The organism is Micromonospora sp. NPDC050784 (assembly GCF_044456765.1).
Lineage (GTDB): Bacteria > Actinomycetota > Actinomycetes > Mycobacteriales > Micromonosporaceae > Micromonospora > Micromonospora foliorum.
This window is the reverse complement of sequence record NZ_JBITGG010000013.1, coordinates 39,740-58,547: the sequence shown is the minus strand read 5'-3', so window position 1 is coordinate 58,547 and position 18,808 is coordinate 39,740. Positions and strand designations below refer to the sequence as shown.

The 18,808-nt window shown below is 73.1% G+C and carries 15 protein-coding genes; 3 read left to right on the top strand and 12 right to left on the bottom strand.

All coding sequences use genetic code 11. The annotated features are described in order from the left end of the window. Positions 1 to 390 precede the first annotated feature (390 nt). Positions 391 to 1,206 (top strand): dimethylargininase, encoded by an 816-nt coding sequence (ddaH, locus tag ACIBD9_RS18975; protein WP_396719478.1) that lies wholly within the window; start codon positions 391 to 393, stop codon positions 1,204 to 1,206. Then, entirely contained in the window at positions 1,206 to 2,420 is a 1,215-nt protein-coding gene (gene rocD / locus ACIBD9_RS18970) for an ornithine--oxo-acid transaminase (RefSeq protein ID WP_396719476.1), read from the top strand. Before ddaH ends, rocD begins: the two co-directional genes overlap by 1 nt. A 107-nt stretch (positions 2,421 to 2,527) precedes the next feature. Here the strand turns inward: rocD and ACIBD9_RS18965 are convergent, their stop codons facing one another. From ACIBD9_RS18965 to ACIBD9_RS18935, 7 genes are all read right to left on the bottom strand, one after another. Next, on the bottom strand, positions 2,528 to 3,682 hold the full coding sequence (locus ACIBD9_RS18965; protein ID WP_396719275.1) for an FHA domain-containing protein: 1,155 nt from the start codon (positions 3,680 to 3,682) through the stop codon (positions 2,528 to 2,530). Next, positions 3,679 to 3,972, bottom strand: a complete 294-nt coding sequence (locus ACIBD9_RS18960; protein ID WP_396719273.1) for a 4a-hydroxytetrahydrobiopterin dehydratase — start codon at positions 3,970 to 3,972, stop codon at positions 3,679 to 3,681. Before ACIBD9_RS18960 ends, ACIBD9_RS18965 begins: the two co-directional genes overlap by 4 nt. 122 nt (positions 3,973 to 4,094) lie before the next feature. After that, positions 4,095 to 5,144, bottom strand: a complete 1,050-nt coding sequence (locus tag ACIBD9_RS18955; protein ID WP_387168758.1) for a fatty acid desaturase family protein — start codon at positions 5,142 to 5,144, stop codon at positions 4,095 to 4,097. A gap of 137 nt (positions 5,145 to 5,281) precedes the next feature. Beyond that, on the bottom strand, positions 5,282 to 8,740 hold the full coding sequence (locus ACIBD9_RS18950) for an SCO7613 C-terminal domain-containing membrane protein (protein ID WP_396719271.1): 3,459 nt from the start codon (positions 8,738 to 8,740) through the stop codon (positions 5,282 to 5,284). 48 nt (positions 8,741 to 8,788) lie between these two features. Next, on the bottom strand, positions 8,789 to 9,109 hold the full coding sequence (gene cutA, locus ACIBD9_RS18945; protein ID WP_396719269.1) for a divalent-cation tolerance protein CutA: 321 nt from the start codon (positions 9,107 to 9,109) through the stop codon (positions 8,789 to 8,791). A gap of 143 nt (positions 9,110 to 9,252) precedes the next feature. Next, on the bottom strand, positions 9,253 to 10,257 hold the full coding sequence (locus ACIBD9_RS18940) for a 1-acyl-sn-glycerol-3-phosphate acyltransferase (RefSeq protein ID WP_396719267.1): 1,005 nt from the start codon (positions 10,255 to 10,257) through the stop codon (positions 9,253 to 9,255). Continuing rightward, positions 10,257 to 11,090, bottom strand: a complete 834-nt coding sequence (locus ACIBD9_RS18935; protein ID WP_238661642.1) for a patatin-like phospholipase family protein — start codon at positions 11,088 to 11,090, stop codon at positions 10,257 to 10,259. The genes ACIBD9_RS18940 and ACIBD9_RS18935 overlap by 1 nt, the downstream gene beginning before the upstream one ends. Positions 11,091 to 11,255: 165 nt before the next feature. Between ACIBD9_RS18935 and ACIBD9_RS18930 the strand changes: the two genes are divergently transcribed. Continuing rightward, positions 11,256 to 12,755, top strand: coding sequence for a protein kinase (locus tag ACIBD9_RS18930; protein WP_396719265.1), 1,500 nt, complete (start codon positions 11,256 to 11,258; stop codon positions 12,753 to 12,755). 18 nt (positions 12,756 to 12,773) lie between these two features. Here ACIBD9_RS18930 and ACIBD9_RS18925 read toward each other — a convergent pair whose 3' ends face one another. From ACIBD9_RS18925 to ACIBD9_RS18905, 5 genes are all read right to left on the bottom strand, one after another. Then, positions 12,774 to 13,829, bottom strand: coding sequence for a glycosyltransferase family 4 protein (locus tag ACIBD9_RS18925; protein WP_396719474.1), 1,056 nt, complete (start codon positions 13,827 to 13,829; stop codon positions 12,774 to 12,776). Between the two features lie 164 nt (positions 13,830 to 13,993). Continuing rightward, entirely contained in the window at positions 13,994 to 14,662 is a 669-nt protein-coding gene (locus ACIBD9_RS18920) for a BON domain-containing protein (protein ID WP_387168773.1), read from the bottom strand. A gap of 185 nt (positions 14,663 to 14,847) precedes the next feature. After that, positions 14,848 to 16,470, bottom strand: coding sequence for a trypsin-like peptidase domain-containing protein (locus tag ACIBD9_RS18915; RefSeq protein WP_396719263.1), 1,623 nt, complete (start codon positions 16,468 to 16,470; stop codon positions 14,848 to 14,850). Between the two features lie 62 nt (positions 16,471 to 16,532). Further along, on the bottom strand, positions 16,533 to 18,095 hold the full coding sequence (locus ACIBD9_RS18910; RefSeq protein ID WP_396719261.1) for a sensor histidine kinase: 1,563 nt from the start codon (positions 18,093 to 18,095) through the stop codon (positions 16,533 to 16,535). After that, complete coding sequence (locus ACIBD9_RS18905) at positions 18,092 to 18,793, bottom strand: response regulator transcription factor (protein WP_110561683.1); 702 nt, start codon at positions 18,791 to 18,793, stop codon at positions 18,092 to 18,094. The genes ACIBD9_RS18910 and ACIBD9_RS18905 overlap by 4 nt, the downstream gene beginning before the upstream one ends. Positions 18,794 to 18,808: the final 15 nt, after the last annotated feature.

Genomic DNA, 18,808 nt, shown 5'->3' with positions numbered 1-18,808 from the left:
GCACACCCCGGCCCGGCCGTCCGTGCCCGCCACCTTTTCTCTGGTGCGCCCCATGCATCCACCCGCACGACGGATGCCGGGCGTGCGGGTGGTGCACACGTAAGGCAGCAGAGCAAAGGCCCAGCGAGGGCAGCGCGAAAGGCCACGCGAGGGCAGCGCGAAGGCCCCGAAAAGGCCATGCGGCAGGTGGCCGGAAACACCAAAAGCGGCCCAGGCAACCCTCGACGCAACGATTCGCAGCCGTAGACCGTCCAGACGCAACGAATGTTCGGTCTGCGCAACTCTCGGTGGTGGATCCTGCCGCTGACGCCGCATAACGTTGAGCAACGGCGCCAGCCCGTGGGCCACGGTGGCCGGGCGCGCCCGACCCCTGGGAGCAGGACAATGACGATGGACGCCACCAGCCAGCGCCTGTTGATGTGCCGGCCGACGTACTTCGCCGTCGGCTACGCCATCAACCCCTGGATGGACCCGAGCGCACCGGTCAACACCGCGCTGGCCGTTCGGCAGTGGGAGCAGCTGCGCCAGACGTACCTTGACCTGGGCCACACCGTCGAGGAGATCACTCCGGTGCCCGGCCTGCCCGACATGGTCTTCGCCGCCAACGGCGGCACGGTGATCGACGGCAAGGCGATGGCCGTGCAGTTCCGCGACCCGCAGCGCGCCGACGAGGCGCCGGCGTACCGGGCCTGGTTCGAGGCCGCCGGCTTCGAGATGTACGACCCGAAGCACGTCAACGAGGGCGAGGGCGACGTCCTGCTCGCCGGCGACCACCTGCTGGCCGGCACCGGCTTCCGCACCGCGCACGCCGCACACGCCCAGTTGCAGGAGGTCTTCGGCTACCCGGTGATCACCATGCAACTGGTCGACCCGCGCTTCTACCACCTGGACACCGCGTTGACCGTGCTCGACGAGCGGACCGTGGCGTACCTCCCGGAGGCGTTCTCCCCGGGCAGCCAGGCCGTGCTGCGCCGGCTCTTCCCCGACGCGGTGCACGCCACCATGGCCGACGCCGAGGTGTTGGGGTTGAACGCGGTCAGCGACGGGCGGCACGTCGTGCTGCCGGCGCAGGCCACCGACCTGGCCGCCAAGCTGCGCGACCGGGGCTACGAAACCATCGGGGTCGACCTGTCCGAGCTCCGTAAGGCCGGCGGCGGACCGAAGTGCTGCACGCTGCGACTCCGTCAGGGAAAGGCAAGCAAGTGATCGTGGATGACAAGCTGCGTACGCCGGGAGCGGTCCGGGACGCCGAGCGCTGGACAGCGCACAACTACCACCCGCTGCCGGTGGTGATCTCGTCCGCCGAGGGAGCCTGGCTCACCGATGTGGACGGCCGCCGCTACCTGGACTGCCTGGCCGGCTACTCCGCGCTGAACTTCGGCCACCGGCACCCGCAGTTGATTGCCGCCGCGCACGCCCAACTGGACCGGCTGACGCTGACCAGCCGGGCGTTCATCCACGACCAGTTCGCCGACTTCTGCCGGGAGCTGGCCGAGCTGTGCGGCAAGGACCTCGTGTTGCCGATGAACACCGGTGCCGAGGCGGTCGAGACCGGGATCAAGGTGGCCCGCAAGTGGGGTTATCAGGTCAAGGGCGTGGCCGCCGGGCAGGCCAACATCGTGGTCGCCGAGGGCAACTTCCACGGCCGGACCACCACCATCGTCAGCTTCTCCACCGACGAGGACGCCCGCGCGGACTTCGGGCCGTACACCCCGGGGTTCACTGTCGTTCCGTACGGCGACCTGGAAGCGCTGACCGCCGCGATCGACGAGAACACCGTGGCCGTGCTGCTGGAGCCGATCCAGGGTGAGCAGGGCGTGGTGGTGCCGCCGGAGGGCTACCTGCCGGGCGTACGCCAGGTCTGCACCGAGCGCAACGTGCTGTTCATCGCCGACGAGATCCAGTCGGGTCTGGGGCGTACCGGCGCGACCTTCGCCTGTGACCACGAGGGCGTCGTGCCCGACATGTACCTGCTCGGCAAGGCGCTCGGTGGCGGGATCGTGCCGGTCTCCGCGGTGGCCGCGAACGCCGACGTGCTCGGGGTGCTCAAGCCCGGCCAGCACGGCTCCACCTTCGGCGGCAACCCGCTCGCCTGCGCGGTGGCGATCGAGGTGGTCCGGCTGCTGGCCACCGGCGAGTTCCAGCGCCGCTCGGCCGAGCTGGGTGAGCGGCTGCGGGCCGGCCTGGAAGGTCTGGTCGGCAAGGGTCTCGTCGGGGTACGCGTCCGTGGCCTGTGGGCCGGCCTGGACATCGACCCGGCGCTGATGAGCGGTCGGGAGGCGTGTGAGCGGCTGGCCGAGCGCGGAGTGCTCGCCAAGGACACCCACGGCTCCACCATCCGGCTCGCCCCGCCGCTGGTGATCACCGAGGAGGAGATCGACCTGGCGGTGGCCCAGCTGGCCGAGGTGCTGGCCGGCTGACGCACCGCGCTGGAAACGCAACTACAGGGAAAGTGCTGCCTCGACACCATCCGAGGCAGCACTTTCCCTGTTCTTGTCCGGATCTTGACCGGTCGCGCGCGGGCTCGTCAGGGACGGGGCAGGCGCATGGCCATCGTCGGGGCCTCGGCCATCACCGAGGTGGGGGTGAACGGGGCACCGGTGGGCAGCTCCTCGGCCCGACCGATCTGCACCCCGGGGTACAGCTCCACCATGTCGTTCTCGCCCAGGACCCGGGACTGCTGCGGGGCCAGCGGGATCCGGTCCGACTCGGTCATCGAGCCGGCCGGGCGGATGCCGGAGCCGTTGGTGCTGACGTCGGTGACGATGACCTCGCCGACCCGCAGCTCGAAGCGGACGTGACCACGGCTGATCCAGCGTCGGGCCTCGTCGTTGAGCCACTGCCCGAGCATGATCCCGCCGTCCTGCTCGGGTGCCCGACCGGCCACGATCGGCTGCTCCTCGCTGAGCACGAACCGCCGCCGGACCAGGCCGCCGACGCGCACCGCGAGCACCTCGGTACGCGGACGCGGGCCGGTGTCACCGAGCCGTGCGCCGTGCCGGGGGCACGTCGGCACGCCGTTGCGCAGCGCGGGCGGCGGCTGCGCGGCGGGGCTGCGGTCGGCACCCCCGGCCAGGTCGGCGAACGCGCCACCCCCACCACCGCCGCCGAACAACGCGCAACCCGACTCCGGGCAGCGCCACTGGCGGGCCAGCAGCTTGGCACCGGTCGGCGACCGCTTGCCGGCCACCGGCGAGTGGCCACCGCCGACGTGTGCGATGAATACCGGCCCGCCGGCGCCGGGCACCGGGGCGACCACCCGACCGGGCTGCTCGACCAGCCACGGGAACCGACCGCGCAACCCGTCGAAGCGGACCCGGCTGAGCACCGGCAGACCGAGCAGGTCGGCGACCTCCAACATCCGGTCACCCGGGTTGTCGAGCACCTCGACGAGCCCGTCGTCGGCCCAGCGGCGGACGACCATCCGCTCGTTGGAGGTGAGGTCGGCGTCGGAGAGCAACGCCCGGTGCACCACCGCGTAGACCTGGACGCTGTCTTCCTCCAGCTCGCGGGAGAGCGCGTCGATGACCATGCCGAGGCGGAGCAGGCTGGCCGGGCGACCGCCGTCGATGTCCTGGTAGCGGATCACCTCGGCCAGGTCGACCACGGCTCGGGCCAGCGACGGGTCGGTGCAGACCCGTCCCTCGATGGCGTCCAGCACCTTGCTGATCTCGAATCTCATGCCGCACTCCGGACGATGTCGTCAATGTGCCGAGCCAGCTCGATGTCCCGGTGGGTGACCCCACCGGCCGAGTGCGTGACACAGCGGAAGGTCAGGGTCCGCCATCGGATGTCGATGTCGGGATGGTGGTCGAGCTCCTCGGCCACCGCCGCCACCCGGTCCACCACCGCGATGGCCGCCGGGAAACTGCCGAGCTGGACGGTACGACCAATGCCGGTCGGGTCACCCGACCAGTCGGGCAACCGGCTCAGCTCTTCTCGCACCGCGTCCGCGGTGAGCAGGTCTGCCATGCGCCGACCCTACCGGGGACGACGGCCGGCATCGACCAGCGGTAGCGGGGTGTCGATCGGCCCGATACGCGCAGGCGGGGGCGGTGCCGTTTGGCACCGCCCCCGCCATCCCCCTGGTGTGTTCAGCCGCGCAGCGGCCGCCCCACCTCGTGCAGGTGACCGAGCGCCTGCCGGTACGACTCGACCAGCCCGGTCTCGGCGTACGGGATGCCCTGCTCCACGCAGTAGGCACGGACGATCGGCTGGGCCCGGCGCAGGTTGGCGCGGGGCATGTTCGGGAACAGGTGGTGCTCGATCTGGTAGTTGAGACCGCCGAGCGTGGTGTCCACCAGTCGGCTGCCCCGCACGTTGCGGGAGGTCAGCACCTGCTTACGCAGGAAGTCCAGCTCGTCCTCGGCGGTCGGCATCGGCATGCCCTTGTGGTTGGGCGCGAACGCGCAGCCCATGTAGAGGCCCCACAGCGCCTGGTGCACGACGGCGAAGAGCAGCGCCTTGACCGGCGACATGACCGCCAACAGCAGTGCCACGTAGGCGGCGGTGTGCGCGACGAGCAACGCTGCCTCGACCGCCCGGCGCCGCATCGGGACGGTGTACTTGCCGTCCTCCCGGCCGACGATCGCCCGGATGCTCGCCACGTGCAGGTTCATGCCCTCCAGCAGGAGCATCGGGAAGAAGAGGTACGCCTGCCGCTTGGCCATCCAGCGACCGATCCCACGGGTCTCCAACGCCTGCTCGGGCGTCCACACCAGGGCCCCCGCGCCGACGTCCGGGTCCTCGTCCTCGTGGTTCGGGTTGGCGTGGTGCCGGTTGTGCTTGTCGACCCACCAGCCGTAGCTGATCCCCACCGCCACGTTGCCGGCGAGCAGCCCCACCAACTCGCTGGGCCCACGCCGACGGAACATCTGGCGGTGCCCGGCGTCGTGACCGAGGAACGCGACCTGGGTGGTGGCCACCGCCATCAGGGCCGCGAGCGGAAGCTGCCACCAGGAGTCGCCGAGCAGGAACACGGCCACCCAGCCGGCCAGGAAGGCACCGAGGGTGAACACGATGCGGGTGACATACCAGCCGGGACGCCGCTCCAGCAGGCCCGCCTGGCTGATCCGTCGGGACAACTGTGCGTAGTCACTACCTCGCCGTCGTACCGGCGGTTCCGCCACCGCTCCGAGCGCCATCGCTGCTCCCGTTCCGCTTGCGCCCGTACCGGGGTGGTTCGGGCTTATTGTCAAGTGTCCCGATCGCGGTAGCGCTGAGTAACCCCGACAACCCCCGAATGGGAGGTAGGGAGAGCCCTACCTTCCTGACTTCAAACTCAAATCAGCCGCCCAACCGCGGCGCGCAGCCGGGCCAGGTCACGACGCCGCCGCTCGTAGGTGGCGGCGAGCCCGACCAGCGCCAGCCCGCCGACCCCCAGATAGATCCACCGGGGCAGCAGATCCCACCCCCGGGCCAGTTCGTGTAGCGCCAACAGCGTCAGCACGCCGCCGCCGAGCAGCACCGGCGCCTGCCATCGGCGGGTCGCGCCGGCCAGCACCGCGCCGGTCGCCGCGGCGCCGAGGAGCAGTCGCCGCCACGGCTGCGCGTCCGCCCCGGCCAGCACCGACACGAGGCTGGGCAGCAACGCCGCGACCAGCCCCGGGCCGAGGGCCGGCCAGCTGGTCAGCCCCGGCCGGGTGCGCAGCGCCAGCAGACCCGCGCCGACGGCGAGCGCCGCGGCCGGCAGGGTGTACGCCTCCAGCACGGTGACCCCACCGGCGGCGAGCAGCACCCAGGCCCCGAGCAACTCGCTGCCGGCGGCGATCCCGGCGAACGCCCACCGCCGACCGGCCGGTTCAGCCCGGCGCAGCAGTCGCAGCGCGACGGCGACACCCCAGAGCACGCACACGGTGGCGAGGTGCCGCGCCACCTCGACGGCGAGCACCGCCGCCACCAGCGCGACGGCCTGCGCGGCAGCGTCCAGCACCCGTCCCAGCCGGGCCCGCGCCGGGGTGACCGCCGCGGCGGCCAGCACCAACGCGGCCACCGCCAGCAGTGGGTACGCGGCAGCCCGCACCGGTAGCCCACCGGCGAGCGGGGCGGTCACCGCCAACGCGGACGCCGCGCCCACGGCGGCGAGACAACCGGCGACCCGTACCGCGAACCGGCGCGCCCCGACGGCGACCGCGACCGCCGCCACCAGCAGCGTCCCCTCGGCCGCGAGCGTCCCGGCCCGGGTGGCCAGCAGACCGAGCACACCGGAGGCCACCAGCACCACGCCCACCGGTACGGCGACCGGTGCGGGCGCCGGGCGGGCCCCGGCCAGCGCGGTGAACAGCAGCGCGGCCAGGCCGGCGAGCAGGACGGCGGCCGGCAGCACCGGCCACGGCGCGCCGATCGCGATGAGCAGCACCGGCAGCGCCGCCGCCACGAACGGCAGCGCGGGCGCCACCGGCAGGCCGACCCGCCGACCGGCCAGCACGCCGGCCACCGCCAGCACGACCAGCGCGAACCCGACCGGGAGCACCGTCGGGTCGGCGACGACTGTGGGCACCCCCGACCACACCCGGTCCCGAACGCCGTAGGGCGACCAGAGCGCGGTCAGCACCGTCGGCAGGGCCGCCAGCACGGCGACCACCGCCAGCGTTCCGCCGGCCGCCAACAACAGCGCCGACCGGGTCGGCTCACGCCCGTCGGCCGTCGGCCGCTCCCCGAGGGCCGCCCGGCCGGAGGCGCTCGCCGACGGCAGCAAGTAGGCGACGAACGCGACGCCGAGCCCGGCCAGCGCGGCGTACAGCGTGAGCGGCTCGTCACCGGCCCCGACCAGCGGCGCGAGGCCGGGCACGGCTACCGCCACGACGGCGCCGGTCACGGCGTACCCGATCAGCTCCACCCTGTGGCGACGCGCCGCGAGCGCCGCGACCAGCGACAGCCCGGCGGCGGCCAGCGCGAGCCGGGCCTGCCACCACGGCGGCGCGCCCGCCGCGAACAGCGCCACCGCCGCGATCCCGGGCAGCGCGAGCTGCCCCACCAGCAGACCCGTGCCGGCCACCTCCCGGTACGCCCCGGCCCCCCGTCGTACGGCCAGTGCCAGCCCGACCACGGCGAGCACGCCGAGCGCCACCAGGGCACCGGTCGGGGCGGCCAGGGCGACAAGCAGCCCGTGCCCGAGCAGGACGGCACCGCCGAGCGCACGGGTGCGCAGGGCGATCGATGGGGTGGTCGGGCGGGCCAGTACGGCGAGCAGCAGCGCGACCCCGCCGACCAGATCGATGGCCACCACCTGAGGCCAGGACACCGCCCAGCCGGCGGGCACGGCGAACAGCACCGCCACCGCACCGGCCGTGGCGAGCACCGCCCGCGCGTTCCGGGGCAGCAGGAGCACCGTCGCGCCGATCGTCAGCGCCACGGCGGGTGCCAGCTGCCAGCCCCAGCGCAGGTCCGGCCCCGTCCCGGCCCCGCCCCAGGGCGGCAGCGACCGGCCGACGGCCACGACCGCCAGCCCGACGGTGATCAGCACGGTGACCTGTGCCGTCCCCGCGGCGACGAACAGCGCACCGGCACGCGGGCCGGTCCGCCAACCGCCGCCACCGTCCACCGCCGGCAGTAGCCGCACGGCAACGGCCAGCCCGAGCGCCACCGTCGCCGCCGCGAGCAGCAGCAGGGACGGCCGCAGCTCCGCCACCGGACGCAGCAGCGCGGCGGCGAGCACCGGCACCAGCAGCCCGGCCGCCACCGCCCGCAGCGCCCGCCCCCCGACGAGCCAGGCCGCACCGAGCCCGGTCAGCGCGACCAGCACCAGCGGCACCCCGGCCAGCAGTGGCGAGCCCCCCGCCCGCCCACCGACCAGCGGCACCACCGCGCACGCCGAGGCGCCAACCACCGCGGCGACGTGACCCGCGCCGGCCAGCACCCGGCCGACGAGCTGCGCCGCCCCTCCCCGGCCACGCAGCGCGGTCAGCACGGCCAGGTTCAGCAACGCCACCCCGAGCAGGACCAACGCCCACCCCGCCGCACCCAGCCCGGCCTCGGCGGCGAGCAGCGGCAACGCCGGCTGGACGGCCACCAGCGCGGCGAACCAGGGCCCCGTCAACCCGCTCCACCGGCCGTACGCCACGGCCACCGCCGCGCTGGCCCCCCCGACCAGCGCGGCGTACCGGCTGCCCGGCCAGTCGGCCACTCCGGCCAGGTCCACCGACCAGGCCGCGTAACCGTCCAGCACTACCAGCAGCAACCCCACCGCGGCGAACGTCTCCGCCGTACCCCGCAGCCCCCGGCGGACCGCCAGCAGCGGTACGCCCAACGCGAGCGCGGTGAACGCCGCCAGGATCAACGCCCGACCGCCGACCCCCACCGCCGCCCAGGCGACCGCGGTGAACACCACCGCAGCGGTGCCCAGCAGGAGTCCACCGAGGACGAAGAGCAGACCCTGGACGGTCCGGGTCGAGGTCTCCGCAGCACCCGGCCGCGAATCCGCCGCGACCCCGGGACCCGGGCCGATGGACGGCTCCGGCCCGACCAGAGACGCCGGGCGCGCCACGACCGGGGCAACCAACCCGGCACGGACGACCGCCGCCAGTTCGGCCCGCCGTCGCGACACGGCCGACAGACGTCCGGCCAACTCGGTGTACGCGCGGCGGGCCCGCTCCACCTGCGGCTCAAGCTCGGCGGCCTCCCGGCTGAGCCGAACCACCTCGGCGGCGATCGGGTCGGGCGCGCGCCGGCAACCGGAGCAACCGGCACTCAGATCGGCCGGCGCACCGCAGGCGGGGCAGGGGTAACGGGTGTCGTCCACCCGGTCATCATCGACAGCCGACCGGGGTGCGACCCAGAGTGCGCGTACTCAGGTTCTGGTGTGCTCGTACACCCAGGTGGCGTAGTCGGGGTTGCCGCTCTCCACCCTGGACACCAGGATCTCCGGCACCTCGTACGGGTGGCTGACCCGGATCTGGTCCAGCAGCGCGGTGAGCCGATCCGGTGCGGTCTTGAACTGCACCGACCACTCGGTGCTCGTCTCCATCCCGGACCGCCACCAGTAGGTGCTGTCCACCTGACCACCCACCTGGGCGCAGGCGGCGAGCCTGCCGGCGACGGCCGCAGCCGCCAACACGTCGGCGACCGACCGTGCATCCACCACCGTTGTCACCACGCAGATCTCGTCCACGCCCGCACCCTACGCGGCCAAACGCCGCGGAGCCCGCCTTTCGTTCGCGACTGCGGGGCTCCGCTTCGCTACACTCCTCGCGCTCACCGGAGCCCGCCTTTCGTTCGCGACTGCGGGGCTCCGCTTCGCTACACTCCTCGCGCTCACCGGTTAGCGGCGATCCAGGCGTCAATCTGCGCCCACCAATCGAAGAGCCAGTCGATGCGTTGCTGCCGTCCGGTCGGTACGTCCTCCGGTGGCACGGACCAGAACCGCATCACGATCCGCTTGTCCATCGGCAGTTCCCGCCACACGTCGGCGACGGTGAGCATCCGGTCCAGCCCGGTGTGGGCGACAAAGATGACCCCGGCGTCCGGGGCGGCGTCCAGTGCGGCGAGCATCCCACCGGGCTGCGGGGCGAGCACGTGGCGCATCCGCTCGGCGCGCAGGGCCATCCGTTCCAGGCCGAGGGAGCGCAACCGGGCGATGGCACGCAGCCGTCGTTTGGGGGTGAAGTTGCCACCCTCGGGGAAGATCACGAACGCGTCGTTGTCGTCCAGGCCGGTGGCCAGGTGCCCGACCTGGCGTACCGTCTCCTCGCCGCGCTCCGGGGTCGGCGCGATGAACCGGTTGGGTAGCCGGTTGAGCAGCACGTCGATGGCCGGATCCCACTGGAGGCTGTCCTTCAGGACGATCCGTGGCTCCCGGTGGAACCAGTTGACCAGCCCGTGGATCAGGATGAACGAGTCGCCCGGCCCGGCGTGCCGACAGAGCACCAGCTCGGGCCGACCGGGCAGCGCGGTGTCCGGGTCGGTGCCCACCACGTCGATGCGCAACCGCAGTGTCCAATGTGCCTGCCAGAACAGCACCCGCAGGAACCAGCCGGCCAGCACGTAGTGCGCGCGTTGGAAGGCCGGCGACCGGGTCCGCCAGCCGAAACCGGAGACGACCCACAGCACGAAGAGCGCGAGCAGCGCGGCAGCGTCCCAGACCAGGTAGAAGCAGCCGATCCAGAGCAGTCGCAGCGGGCGCAACCGGCCCGGGACCAGCGGGGACGCGGCTGCGGCGAGCAGCGCCCAGATCGGCAACGTGGTGACCACGAGGAAGGCGAGCAGCACGACGGCGGGGGCGAGTAGCAGCCGACGCAGCCACCGGGGAGGCAGCGGCATCACCGCTCCAGGTGGGTGGCGAGATAGCGCCGGGAGGCGGTGTACGCGCGGCTGATCCGCCGTCCCACCGCCGCCATGTCCCGGTACGCCCACGGCGTGTCGTCGCGGGGGTTGAGCCCGCCGGTCGGCAGGACGTGCACCTCCACCCCCTCGGGCAGCGCCGCCATCTCCCGGAAGAAGCGGTGCCGGCGGGAGATCTCGAACGCGACCTGCGCGATCTCCCACGGCCGGCGGGGCGGGGTCAGCTCCCGTTCGATCCGACCCACCTGGAGGACGTAGATCCGGCGGGCGCCGACGGCCACCGCCTCGCCGATCGGGATGGAGTTGACGATCCCACCGTCCACGTAGTGCGCGCCGTCGATCTGCATCGGCGGAAGCAGGCCCGGCACCGAGGCCGACGCCATCACCGCCGGCACCACCGGACCGCTGTCGAACCAGTGCTCGGCGGCCCGCTCGATGTGGGCGGCGCAACAGCGGAACGGCACCCGCAGGTCGGCGAAGGTGGTGTCCACCCCCAGCTCGGTCTCGAGCAGGCGGCGCAGCGGCCGGGGCGAGTGCAGGTGGGTGCGGGCGGCGAAACGGCGCAACTGCCGGGCGACCGAGTCGCCGTACACCTCGCTCGCCTCTGGTGAGGCCCAGAGCCGGACCAACCGGTCGGTCACCGCCTCGGACGGGTCGGCGGCGACCAGCGCGCCGTTCACCGCGCCGATCGAGGTGCCGAGCACCATGTCGGGTTGGATGCCGGCGCGGAACAGCGCGCGCAACATGCCGACCTCGACCGCGCCGAGCACTCCCCCGCCGCCGAGCACGAACGCCACCGGTCCCCCCGCCATGCCTGTCATCCTGGCACGGGCCCGCCGCCGACCGGTGGGCCGCCGTCAACCGACGGTCAGCGCACGGCAGGCGCCGCCCGTCGACGGCGGGTGGCGACGGCGTTGACAGGCAGGACACATTCGCGCAACCTGATACGGCTCCCACCCCTGAGGCAGGTGCGATCCGTGAAGGCAGCACTGCATCCGGGCCGATTGCTGGCTCGCAGATACCGACTTCTGGACCAGATCGGCGCCGGTGGCATGTCGGTCATCTGGCGTGCCCGGGACGAGGTACTGGACCGGGTGGTCGCCCTGAAGGTGCTCGCCCCGTCACTCGCCGCCGACGCGCGGTTCCGGGGCATGGTGCGCGAGGAGGCCCGCGCCGCCGCCCAGCTGGTGCACCCGCACCTGACCTCCGTGCACGACTACGGCGAGACGGTCGACCCGGACGGCTCGATCACCTCGTTCGTGGTGATGGAGCTGCTCAGCGGCGAGGAGTTGAAGCTACGGCTCACCGAGGGGCCGTTGCCGTGGGCCGAGGCGGTCCAGGTGGGCGCGCAGGTCGCGGACGCGCTGGCCGCCGCGCACCGGCTCGGCATCGTGCACCGGGACATCACCCCGGCCAACGTGATGATGACCGGGACGGGCGTCAAGGTGCTCGACTTCGGCATCGCCACCCGGATCGGCGCGCCCGACGAGGACGAGGACGGCGAGACCTTCGGCACCCCGGCGTACGTCGCCCCGGAACGCCTCGACGGCGCGCCGGCCCAGCCGTCCACCGACGTCTACTCGCTCGGCGTGCTGCTGCACGAGGCACTTACCGGCCGGGTCCCGTACCCGGCGGACACCTGGGAGCAGCTCAGCGCCGCGCTGGCCAGCGGTCCGCCGCCGACGCTGGCCGACCTACCGGACCTGCCCCCACCGGTGGCCCAGATCTGCCTGCGCAGCCTCGCCCGGAACCCTGCCGACCGGCCGACCGCCCGGCAGGTCGCCACCGCGCTCCGTGACCACTCGCTGCCCGCCGAGCCCCCGACCGCGACCATCCGGGTGCCCACCCAGCCCCTGCCACCGCAGTCGCCCGCCGTCGCGACGGCCAGCGTCGCGGCGCCCGCCCCAGCGACGGGGGACGCACGGAGAGCGGACGACGCCTCCGACGCGGGCGGGCCGGCGACCGCGTCGGGCTGGTCCCGGCGGCGGTTGGTGTTGCTGCTGGTGCTGGCCGTCGGGGTGACGCTGGCCGGGGTGGCCCTGCTGCCCGAACAGCAGCCGGCCCGCCGGGCACAACCCTCCGCTGGTCCGGTGACGACCCCGTCGACCGACCCGCCGGCCCCCGAGACGTCGGCGCCGATCACGCCGACCCCGCCGACCACGCCCCCGTCGAGGAAGCCGACGACCGGCGCGCCCACCTCGAACCCGGGCACCCTGACCGAGGTCGCGAACCGGGTCGACGGGCTGATCGGCGCCGGGCTGAGCGCCGGGGAGATCCGCGACGACGTGGCCCTCGACCTGCGCAACGAGCTGCGCAACCTGACCGTGGCGGTCAGCTCCGGCCGCGAAGAGCTGGCGCCGCCGGTGGCCCGACTGCGCGCGAAGGTCACCGTCCGCCTCGGTGAGGGCGGCATCAGTCCTGCGTACGCCTCTCGGCTGGACGCCGCCATCGCCGAGTTGGGCGCGACCGGGGCCTGACCCGGCGACACGGGTGGGTCAGCGCACCGGCACCCGGGCCGGTTCACGGACGTCGTGCCGGCCGAGGGCGAAGCGCCGATAGATCTCCGCGTAGCCGCTCGCCATCCGCTCGACCGAGAAGTTCCGCGCGACGTGCGCCACGCAGTCCTCCGGGTCGAGTCGCTCCGCGGCGAGCAACGCCGCGGGTAGCTCCTCCGACTGCTCGACGACGAGCCCGGTCAGCCCCGGCCGAACCAGCTCCGGTACCGCCCCCCGGTTGAGCGCGACCACCGGTGTGCCGGTCGCCATCGCCTCCAGCATCACCATGCCGAACGGCTCGTCCCACTGGATCGGCATGATCAGGCAGCGGGCGTCGACAAGCATCCGCAGCGTCGTCGCGCGGTCCGCGTTGAGCACGACTGTCACATCCTCGTCGACCATCGGCGCGACGACCTGCTCGTAGTAGCGGCGCTCGGCCGGCTCGTTGCACTTGCCGGCCAGCAGCAGGGGCAACCCGGCCGCCCGGCACGCCCGGATGGCGGTGTCCGGGCCCTTGTCCGGGCTGAACCGTGCCAGCCACAGCACCGGCCCCGTGCCGGGCGTGTGCTTGCGCGGAAAGCCCCGGATGTCCAGCGCGTTCTGCACCGTGCCGGCCCAGGGCAGGTTCGGGTTCAGCCGACGCTGGGCGTGCGAGATGGCCGCCAGGGCGACGCCCGAGTCGATGTCGCTCAACACGTCGCCGTACTCCCCCACGGGGTTCCCGTGCACCGTCGCGACCGTCGGCACGGCCCGGCGGCCGGCGACCAGCGGACCGATGGTGGTGTGGTCGTGGATCACGTCGAAGTCGGCCGCGGTGATCAGCCGATTCACCCTGGCCAGGTGTGCCAGCTCGGGCAGTGACTCACCGAGCCGCTCGTACTGGACCTCGGCGACGGTGGAGACGAAGCCGTCGGCCGCCGTGCCGTGGTCACCACCGGCACCGAACAGGGTCACCGCGTGCCCCTGCCCGGTGAGCGCGTCCACCAGAGCGGCGACCACCTGCTCAAGGCCGCCGTAGCCGGGCGGCGGTACGGACAACCACGGCGGAACCACCATCGCGATGCGCAGCGACCGCTCCTCGGGGCGGCCCGCAGGCGGGTGGTTCACGGCCACGAGTCCTCCCCGTTGCTCCCCGGTGCGGCTGGCCCCCGGTGCGGCGGCACCGCCGGTCGGCGGCGGTTTCCCGGTGGTGTCCCGGGTAAACCGGACATGGCGGACGATCACCCGCCGACCAGGAGTTGGTCGTGGACCGCCCGCACCCCCGGAGCGGACCACGCCACCCGCTCGACCTGATCGCGTTCCCACCAGGAACGGACCACCCCGGCGAGGACCAGCGTGTCGCCGTCCACCTCGACGGTCACCCGCTCGCCGCCGAGCGTGCGCAGTAGCGCCCGCTGGACGTCCCGCCGCAGCCGTTCGGCCGGTGGCGCCGCAGGTCGTACCTCGATCAGGTTGGTGATCCCCCGTACGCCGTCGAGTCGACGCACCTCGCCCTCGGCGGCCCGCCGCTGCCACCCGAACTCGACCTCACCGCGCAGCATCAGCCAGCCGTTGGCCACGGTCACGTCCAGCCGTTCGGCGGGCACGAAGCTGTCCCACTCCAACGCGCGGGTGGCGGCGATGGCCACCTCGGCGTCGGTACGCCCCGGAGTGCCGGGCAGCCGCACCTCCATCTCGTCGGCCACCGCCCGTACGCCGCGAACCCGCTGTGCGCATCGTGTCGCGGCCCAACCGCGAGCGGCACCGTCCACGAATCCGGTCAGGGTGACCACACCCTGGTCGACGGTCACGCCGATCTCGTTCGGTTGCAGCCGGGCGTCCCAGGCCAGCTCGGCCAGGACGTCGCGTTGGATCCGCTGGTCGTCTCGGACACCCACCACCTCGGTCATGGCACCCCACCCCCGGTTCCGGTCGCCGAGACTCGCCCTCCGAACCTGCCGGGCAGACGGGTGACGGCGGTTCACCCGATCTGGGTGAACCGCCGTCCGGGCGGAAAAAAGCGGCGGGTGGCGGAGCCGACCCCCTCGGCCCCGCCACCCGCCGCCGGAGGGAGGAAGCAGGTTCAAATAGCTGGTTAGGACGTCTCGGCGAGCGTCACGGTTGCCGACTTCTCGACACCGTTGCGCTTGAACTGCACCTCGACCCGGTCGCCGACCTTGCCGGCCTGCACCGCGCCGACCAGGTCGTCCGAGTCGTTGACCGGCTTGTCGCCGAACCGGGTGACGACGTCGCCACGCTGGAGGCCGGCCTTCTCGGCCGGGCTGCCCGGGGTGACCGACGCGACGAGCGCGCCGCCGCCCTCGGCCTGGTTGACGCCGACCCCGAGCGACGGGTGGCTGACCTTCTCGCCGCGCTGGAGCTTGCCCGCGACGTCCTTGGCCTTGTTGCTGGGGATGGCGAACCCGACCCCGATGTTGCCGGTGCTCTGCCCGGAGGTCGCGATGGCGGTGTTGACGCCGATCACCTCGCCCCGGGTGTTGACCAGCGCGCCACCGGAGTTGCCGGGGTTGATCGGCGCGTCCGTCTGGAGCAGGCCGGAGATCGAGCTGACCGCCTGGCTCTGCTGGGTCGGGTCCTGCTGCTGACCCTCACCGGCCCGGATGGTGCGGTCCCGGGCGCTGAGGATGCCCGAGGTCACCGAACCCTGCAGGCCGAGCGGGCTGCCCAGGGCGAGCACCTGGTCGCCGACCTGCATGGCGTCGCTGTCGCCGAACTTGGCCGGCTTGAGGTCGCTCACCCCGTTGGCCTTCACCACGGCCAGGTCGGTCTTCGGGTCGGTGCCGATGATCTTCGCGTCGGCGGTCTTGCCGTCGGCGAAGACCACCCGCACGGCGTCGCCCGCGGCGGACGCGACCACGTGGTTGTTGGTCAGCACGTACCCGTCGGCGCTGAGCACCACCCCGGAGCCCTCACCGCTGTCGGTGGTGATCGAGACGACGCTGTCCTGCACCGCCGCGGCGATCTTCGGCAGGTCGGCGCCATTGATCACGGGAGCCGCGGAGTAGGTGCGGGTGATCCCGCCGTTGTCGCCGTCGAGGGCGAGCGCGAGCGCCCCACCGGCAACACCGGAACCGAGCATCAGGGCGAACACCGCGACGCCGGCACCGGCGAACTTGGCGATCCGGCCCGGTCGGGGGCCGCTGCCGGGCGGCGCGACCTGCGGGCCCCACGGCGGGACCGGCTGGCCCGGGTGCTGGGGGTGCTGTCCGAGGTGCTGGGCGTGCTGACCGGGGTGCTGCTGGTGCTGGGCGTACGCCATGCCCGGCTGGCCCCCGCCGGCCCAGCCGGACTGCTGCCCCGCGTACCAGGGGGCACCGGGGTAGTGGCCGGCGGCCGGCTGTGGGTAGCCGGGTTGGCCGGGCGCCGGGTGACCGGAGACCGGGTACGGCGGCGCGGACGGAGTGGCGGCCGGGGGCTCGTAGCCGGTCGGCGGCTCGTAGCCGGTCGGCTGGGCGGTGGCCGGCGGGCCGGCGGGCGCGGAGGAGCCGGCGTACCCGGCGGGGGTGACGGCGGTGGTCTCCGGGTCACCGGCGGTCGAGGCGACCGTCGGGTCACCGGTGGTCGACTGGACCGGTACGGGAGTGGTCGGGGAGTCGGACTGCACGCGCTCGTCGCGCGGCAGCTCGGCGGTGGGGTGCGACGGCTCGGCGTCGGTGGGGGCCGGCCGGCGCTGCGGGTCGGACTCGAACTCGGTCATGGCACTACCTTCTCCCTCAGCACTGCAACCAACCTGGAACCGTCCTGGAAGTTGGCTGAAAGTCACTCGCCCGCTCCGTCGACCTGCGGCAGCAGCGGCAGCCGGACCCGGAAGGTGGCTCCCCCGCCGGGTGTCTCGGCCACCTCGACCGAGCCGTGGTGGGCGGCGACCAGCGCCGCCACGATGGCCAGGCCGAGGCCGGTGCCGGTGTTGCCGTCGGCCCGTCGGGTACGGGCCGCGTCGGCCCGGTAGAACCGTTCGAAGACCCGTTCCGACTGCTCCGCGGAGAGGCCGGGGCCGGTGTCGGCCACCTCCACCACGGCGAAGCCACCCGGTTCGGCGCGCAGCCGTACCCGGATCTCGGCCTCCGCCGGGGTGTGGGTGAGCGCGTTGGTGACCAGGTTGCCGATCACCTGCCGCAGCCGCGCGTCGTCGGCGGAGACAACGAGTGGCCCCGACTTCGGCTCGATGTCCAGCTCGATCTGCCGTTCCGGTGCCATCGCCCGCGCGGCCTGCACCGCGTCGGAGGCGAGCACCGGCAGCTCCACCGGGGTCAGCGAGAGCGGCCGTTCCATGTCCAACCGGGCGAGCAGCAGCAGGTCCTCCACCAGCAGCCCCATCCGGGCCGCCTCGTCCTCGATCCGGCGCAACAGACCGGCCGTCTGTTCCGGCGCACGGGCCGCACCCTGCCGGTACAGCTCGGCGAAGCCGCGAATGGTGGTGAGCGGAGTCCGCAGCTCGTGGGAGGCGTCCGCGACGAACTGCCGCATCCGCTCCTCGGAGCGGATGGCCCGCGCCTCGGACGCCTGAGCGGCGGCGGCGGCATCCCGGGCGGCACTCTCCGCCCAGCGCGCCGAGGTCTCCGAGGCGGCTCGGGCGGTGAACGCCGCCTCGATCTGGGTGAGCATGGCGTTCAGCGCACGGGAGAGCCTGCCCAGTTCCGAGGTTGGCTCGTCCTGGCCTTCCTCCGGGTCGGGCACCCGCTGGGTCAGATCACCCCCGGCGATCGCGGCGGCGGTGCGTTCGATCTCGACGAGGGGCTTGAGGCTGGTTCGGACGATCGCCGCGCCCACCGAGGCCAGCATGATCAGCACCGACCCCCCGACCAACAGGTCGATCCAGGCCAACCGTTTCACGGCGAGGTCGACATCGGTCAGGTGTTCGCCGATCGCCGCCATCTGGCCGTCGGGCCGCTCTATGTAGAACATCCGCCAGCGCACCGAACTGTCTCGGGCGCGGATGGTGCGTGGCTTGCCATCCTGGGCCTTCTCCTGCGCCTCGAACCCGGCCGCGTCGCTCGGCCAAGGCGGCAGATCGGCCGTTCGGAAGCGGGACGTGTCGTACGCGAAGTCCCTCACCTTGCCGGTGGTCGGGCTGGTCAGCACGACCACGTAGTCGCTGGGCAGCGAGACGCCGTTCGACGACGGCATGATGGACTGGATCCGGTCCGCCGACTCGCGCAGCTCAAGGTCGATCTGCTCGACCAGGTAGTTGTGCAGGAAGTACGCGGTCGAAACACTGATCACCACCAGGGCGCCGGAGACGAGCGCGAGCACCGAGGCGACCAGCTTGATCCGCAGTGGTACGCCCCGCACCCGTCCCTTCGCCTGCTGGACCGCGTTCACGCCGCCGGCTTGCGCAGCACGTATCCGACGCCGCGGAGGGTGTGGATCAGCCGGGGTTGGGTGGTGTCGACCTTGCGCCGCAGGTACGAGATGTAGGACTCGACGATGTTGTCGTCGCCCCGGAAGTCGTAGTTCCAGACGTGGTCGAGGATCTGCGCCTTGGACAGCACCCGGTTGGCGTTGAGCATCAGGTACCGCAGCAGCTTGAACTCGGTCGGCGAGAGCTGCACCCGCTGGCCGGCCCGGTGCACCTCGTGGGTCTCCTCGTCCAACTCCAGGTCGGCGAAGGTGAGCCGGGACGGGGCCTGCTCGCCGGTGGTGGTGCGGCGCAGCACGGCGCGGATCCGGGCGGTCAGCTCCTCCAGGCTGAACGGCTTGGTGACGTAGTCGTCGCCGCCCAGGGTGAGCCCACGGATCTTGTCGTCGGTGGCGTCCCGGGCGGTCAGGAACACCACCGGGGTACGCGTGCCGCCCTCGCGGAGCATCCGGATGACCTCGAAGCCGTCCAGGTCGGGGAGCATCACGTCGAGCACCACCAGGTCGGGCCGGTGGTCCTTGGCGGCGTGCAGCGCCGCGCTCCCACTTGTCGCGGTGGCCACGTCGAAGCCCGCGAACCGCAGGCTCGCGGAGAGCAGTTCGAGGATGTTGGGGTCGTCCTCGACGACAAGCAGTCGCGCCTCGGTCTGGGTAGCGGGCATGCGCCCATCATCGGT

Coding starts and splice junctions, on each gene's coding strand:
- ACIBD9_RS18965 (WP_396719275.1), bottom strand. CDS start 3,682: ATGAGATTCGAGATCAGCAAGGTGCTGGACGCCATCGAGGGACGGGTC.
- ACIBD9_RS18925 (WP_396719474.1), bottom strand. CDS start 13,829: ATGGTGGTTCCGCCGTGGTTGTCCGTACCGCCGCCCGGCTACGGCGGC.
- ACIBD9_RS18940 (WP_396719267.1), bottom strand. CDS start 10,257: ATGCCGCTGCCTCCCCGGTGGCTGCGTCGGCTGCTACTCGCCCCCGCC.
- ddaH (WP_396719478.1), top strand. CDS start 391: ATGGACGCCACCAGCCAGCGCCTGTTGATGTGCCGGCCGACGTACTTC.
- ACIBD9_RS18960 (WP_396719273.1), bottom strand. CDS start 3,972: ATGGCAGACCTGCTCACCGCGGACGCGGTGCGAGAAGAGCTGAGCCGG.
- ACIBD9_RS18905 (WP_110561683.1), bottom strand. CDS start 18,793: ATGCCCGCTACCCAGACCGAGGCGCGACTGCTTGTCGTCGAGGACGAC.
- ACIBD9_RS18915 (WP_396719263.1), bottom strand. CDS start 16,470: ATGACCGAGTTCGAGTCCGACCCGCAGCGCCGGCCGGCCCCCACCGAC.
- ACIBD9_RS18935 (WP_238661642.1), bottom strand. CDS start 11,090: ATGGCGGGGGGACCGGTGGCGTTCGTGCTCGGCGGCGGGGGAGTGCTC.
- ACIBD9_RS18955 (WP_387168758.1), bottom strand. CDS start 5,144: ATGGCGCTCGGAGCGGTGGCGGAACCGCCGGTACGACGGCGAGGTAGT.
- ACIBD9_RS18920 (WP_387168773.1), bottom strand. CDS start 14,662: ATGACCGAGGTGGTGGGTGTCCGAGACGACCAGCGGATCCAACGCGAC.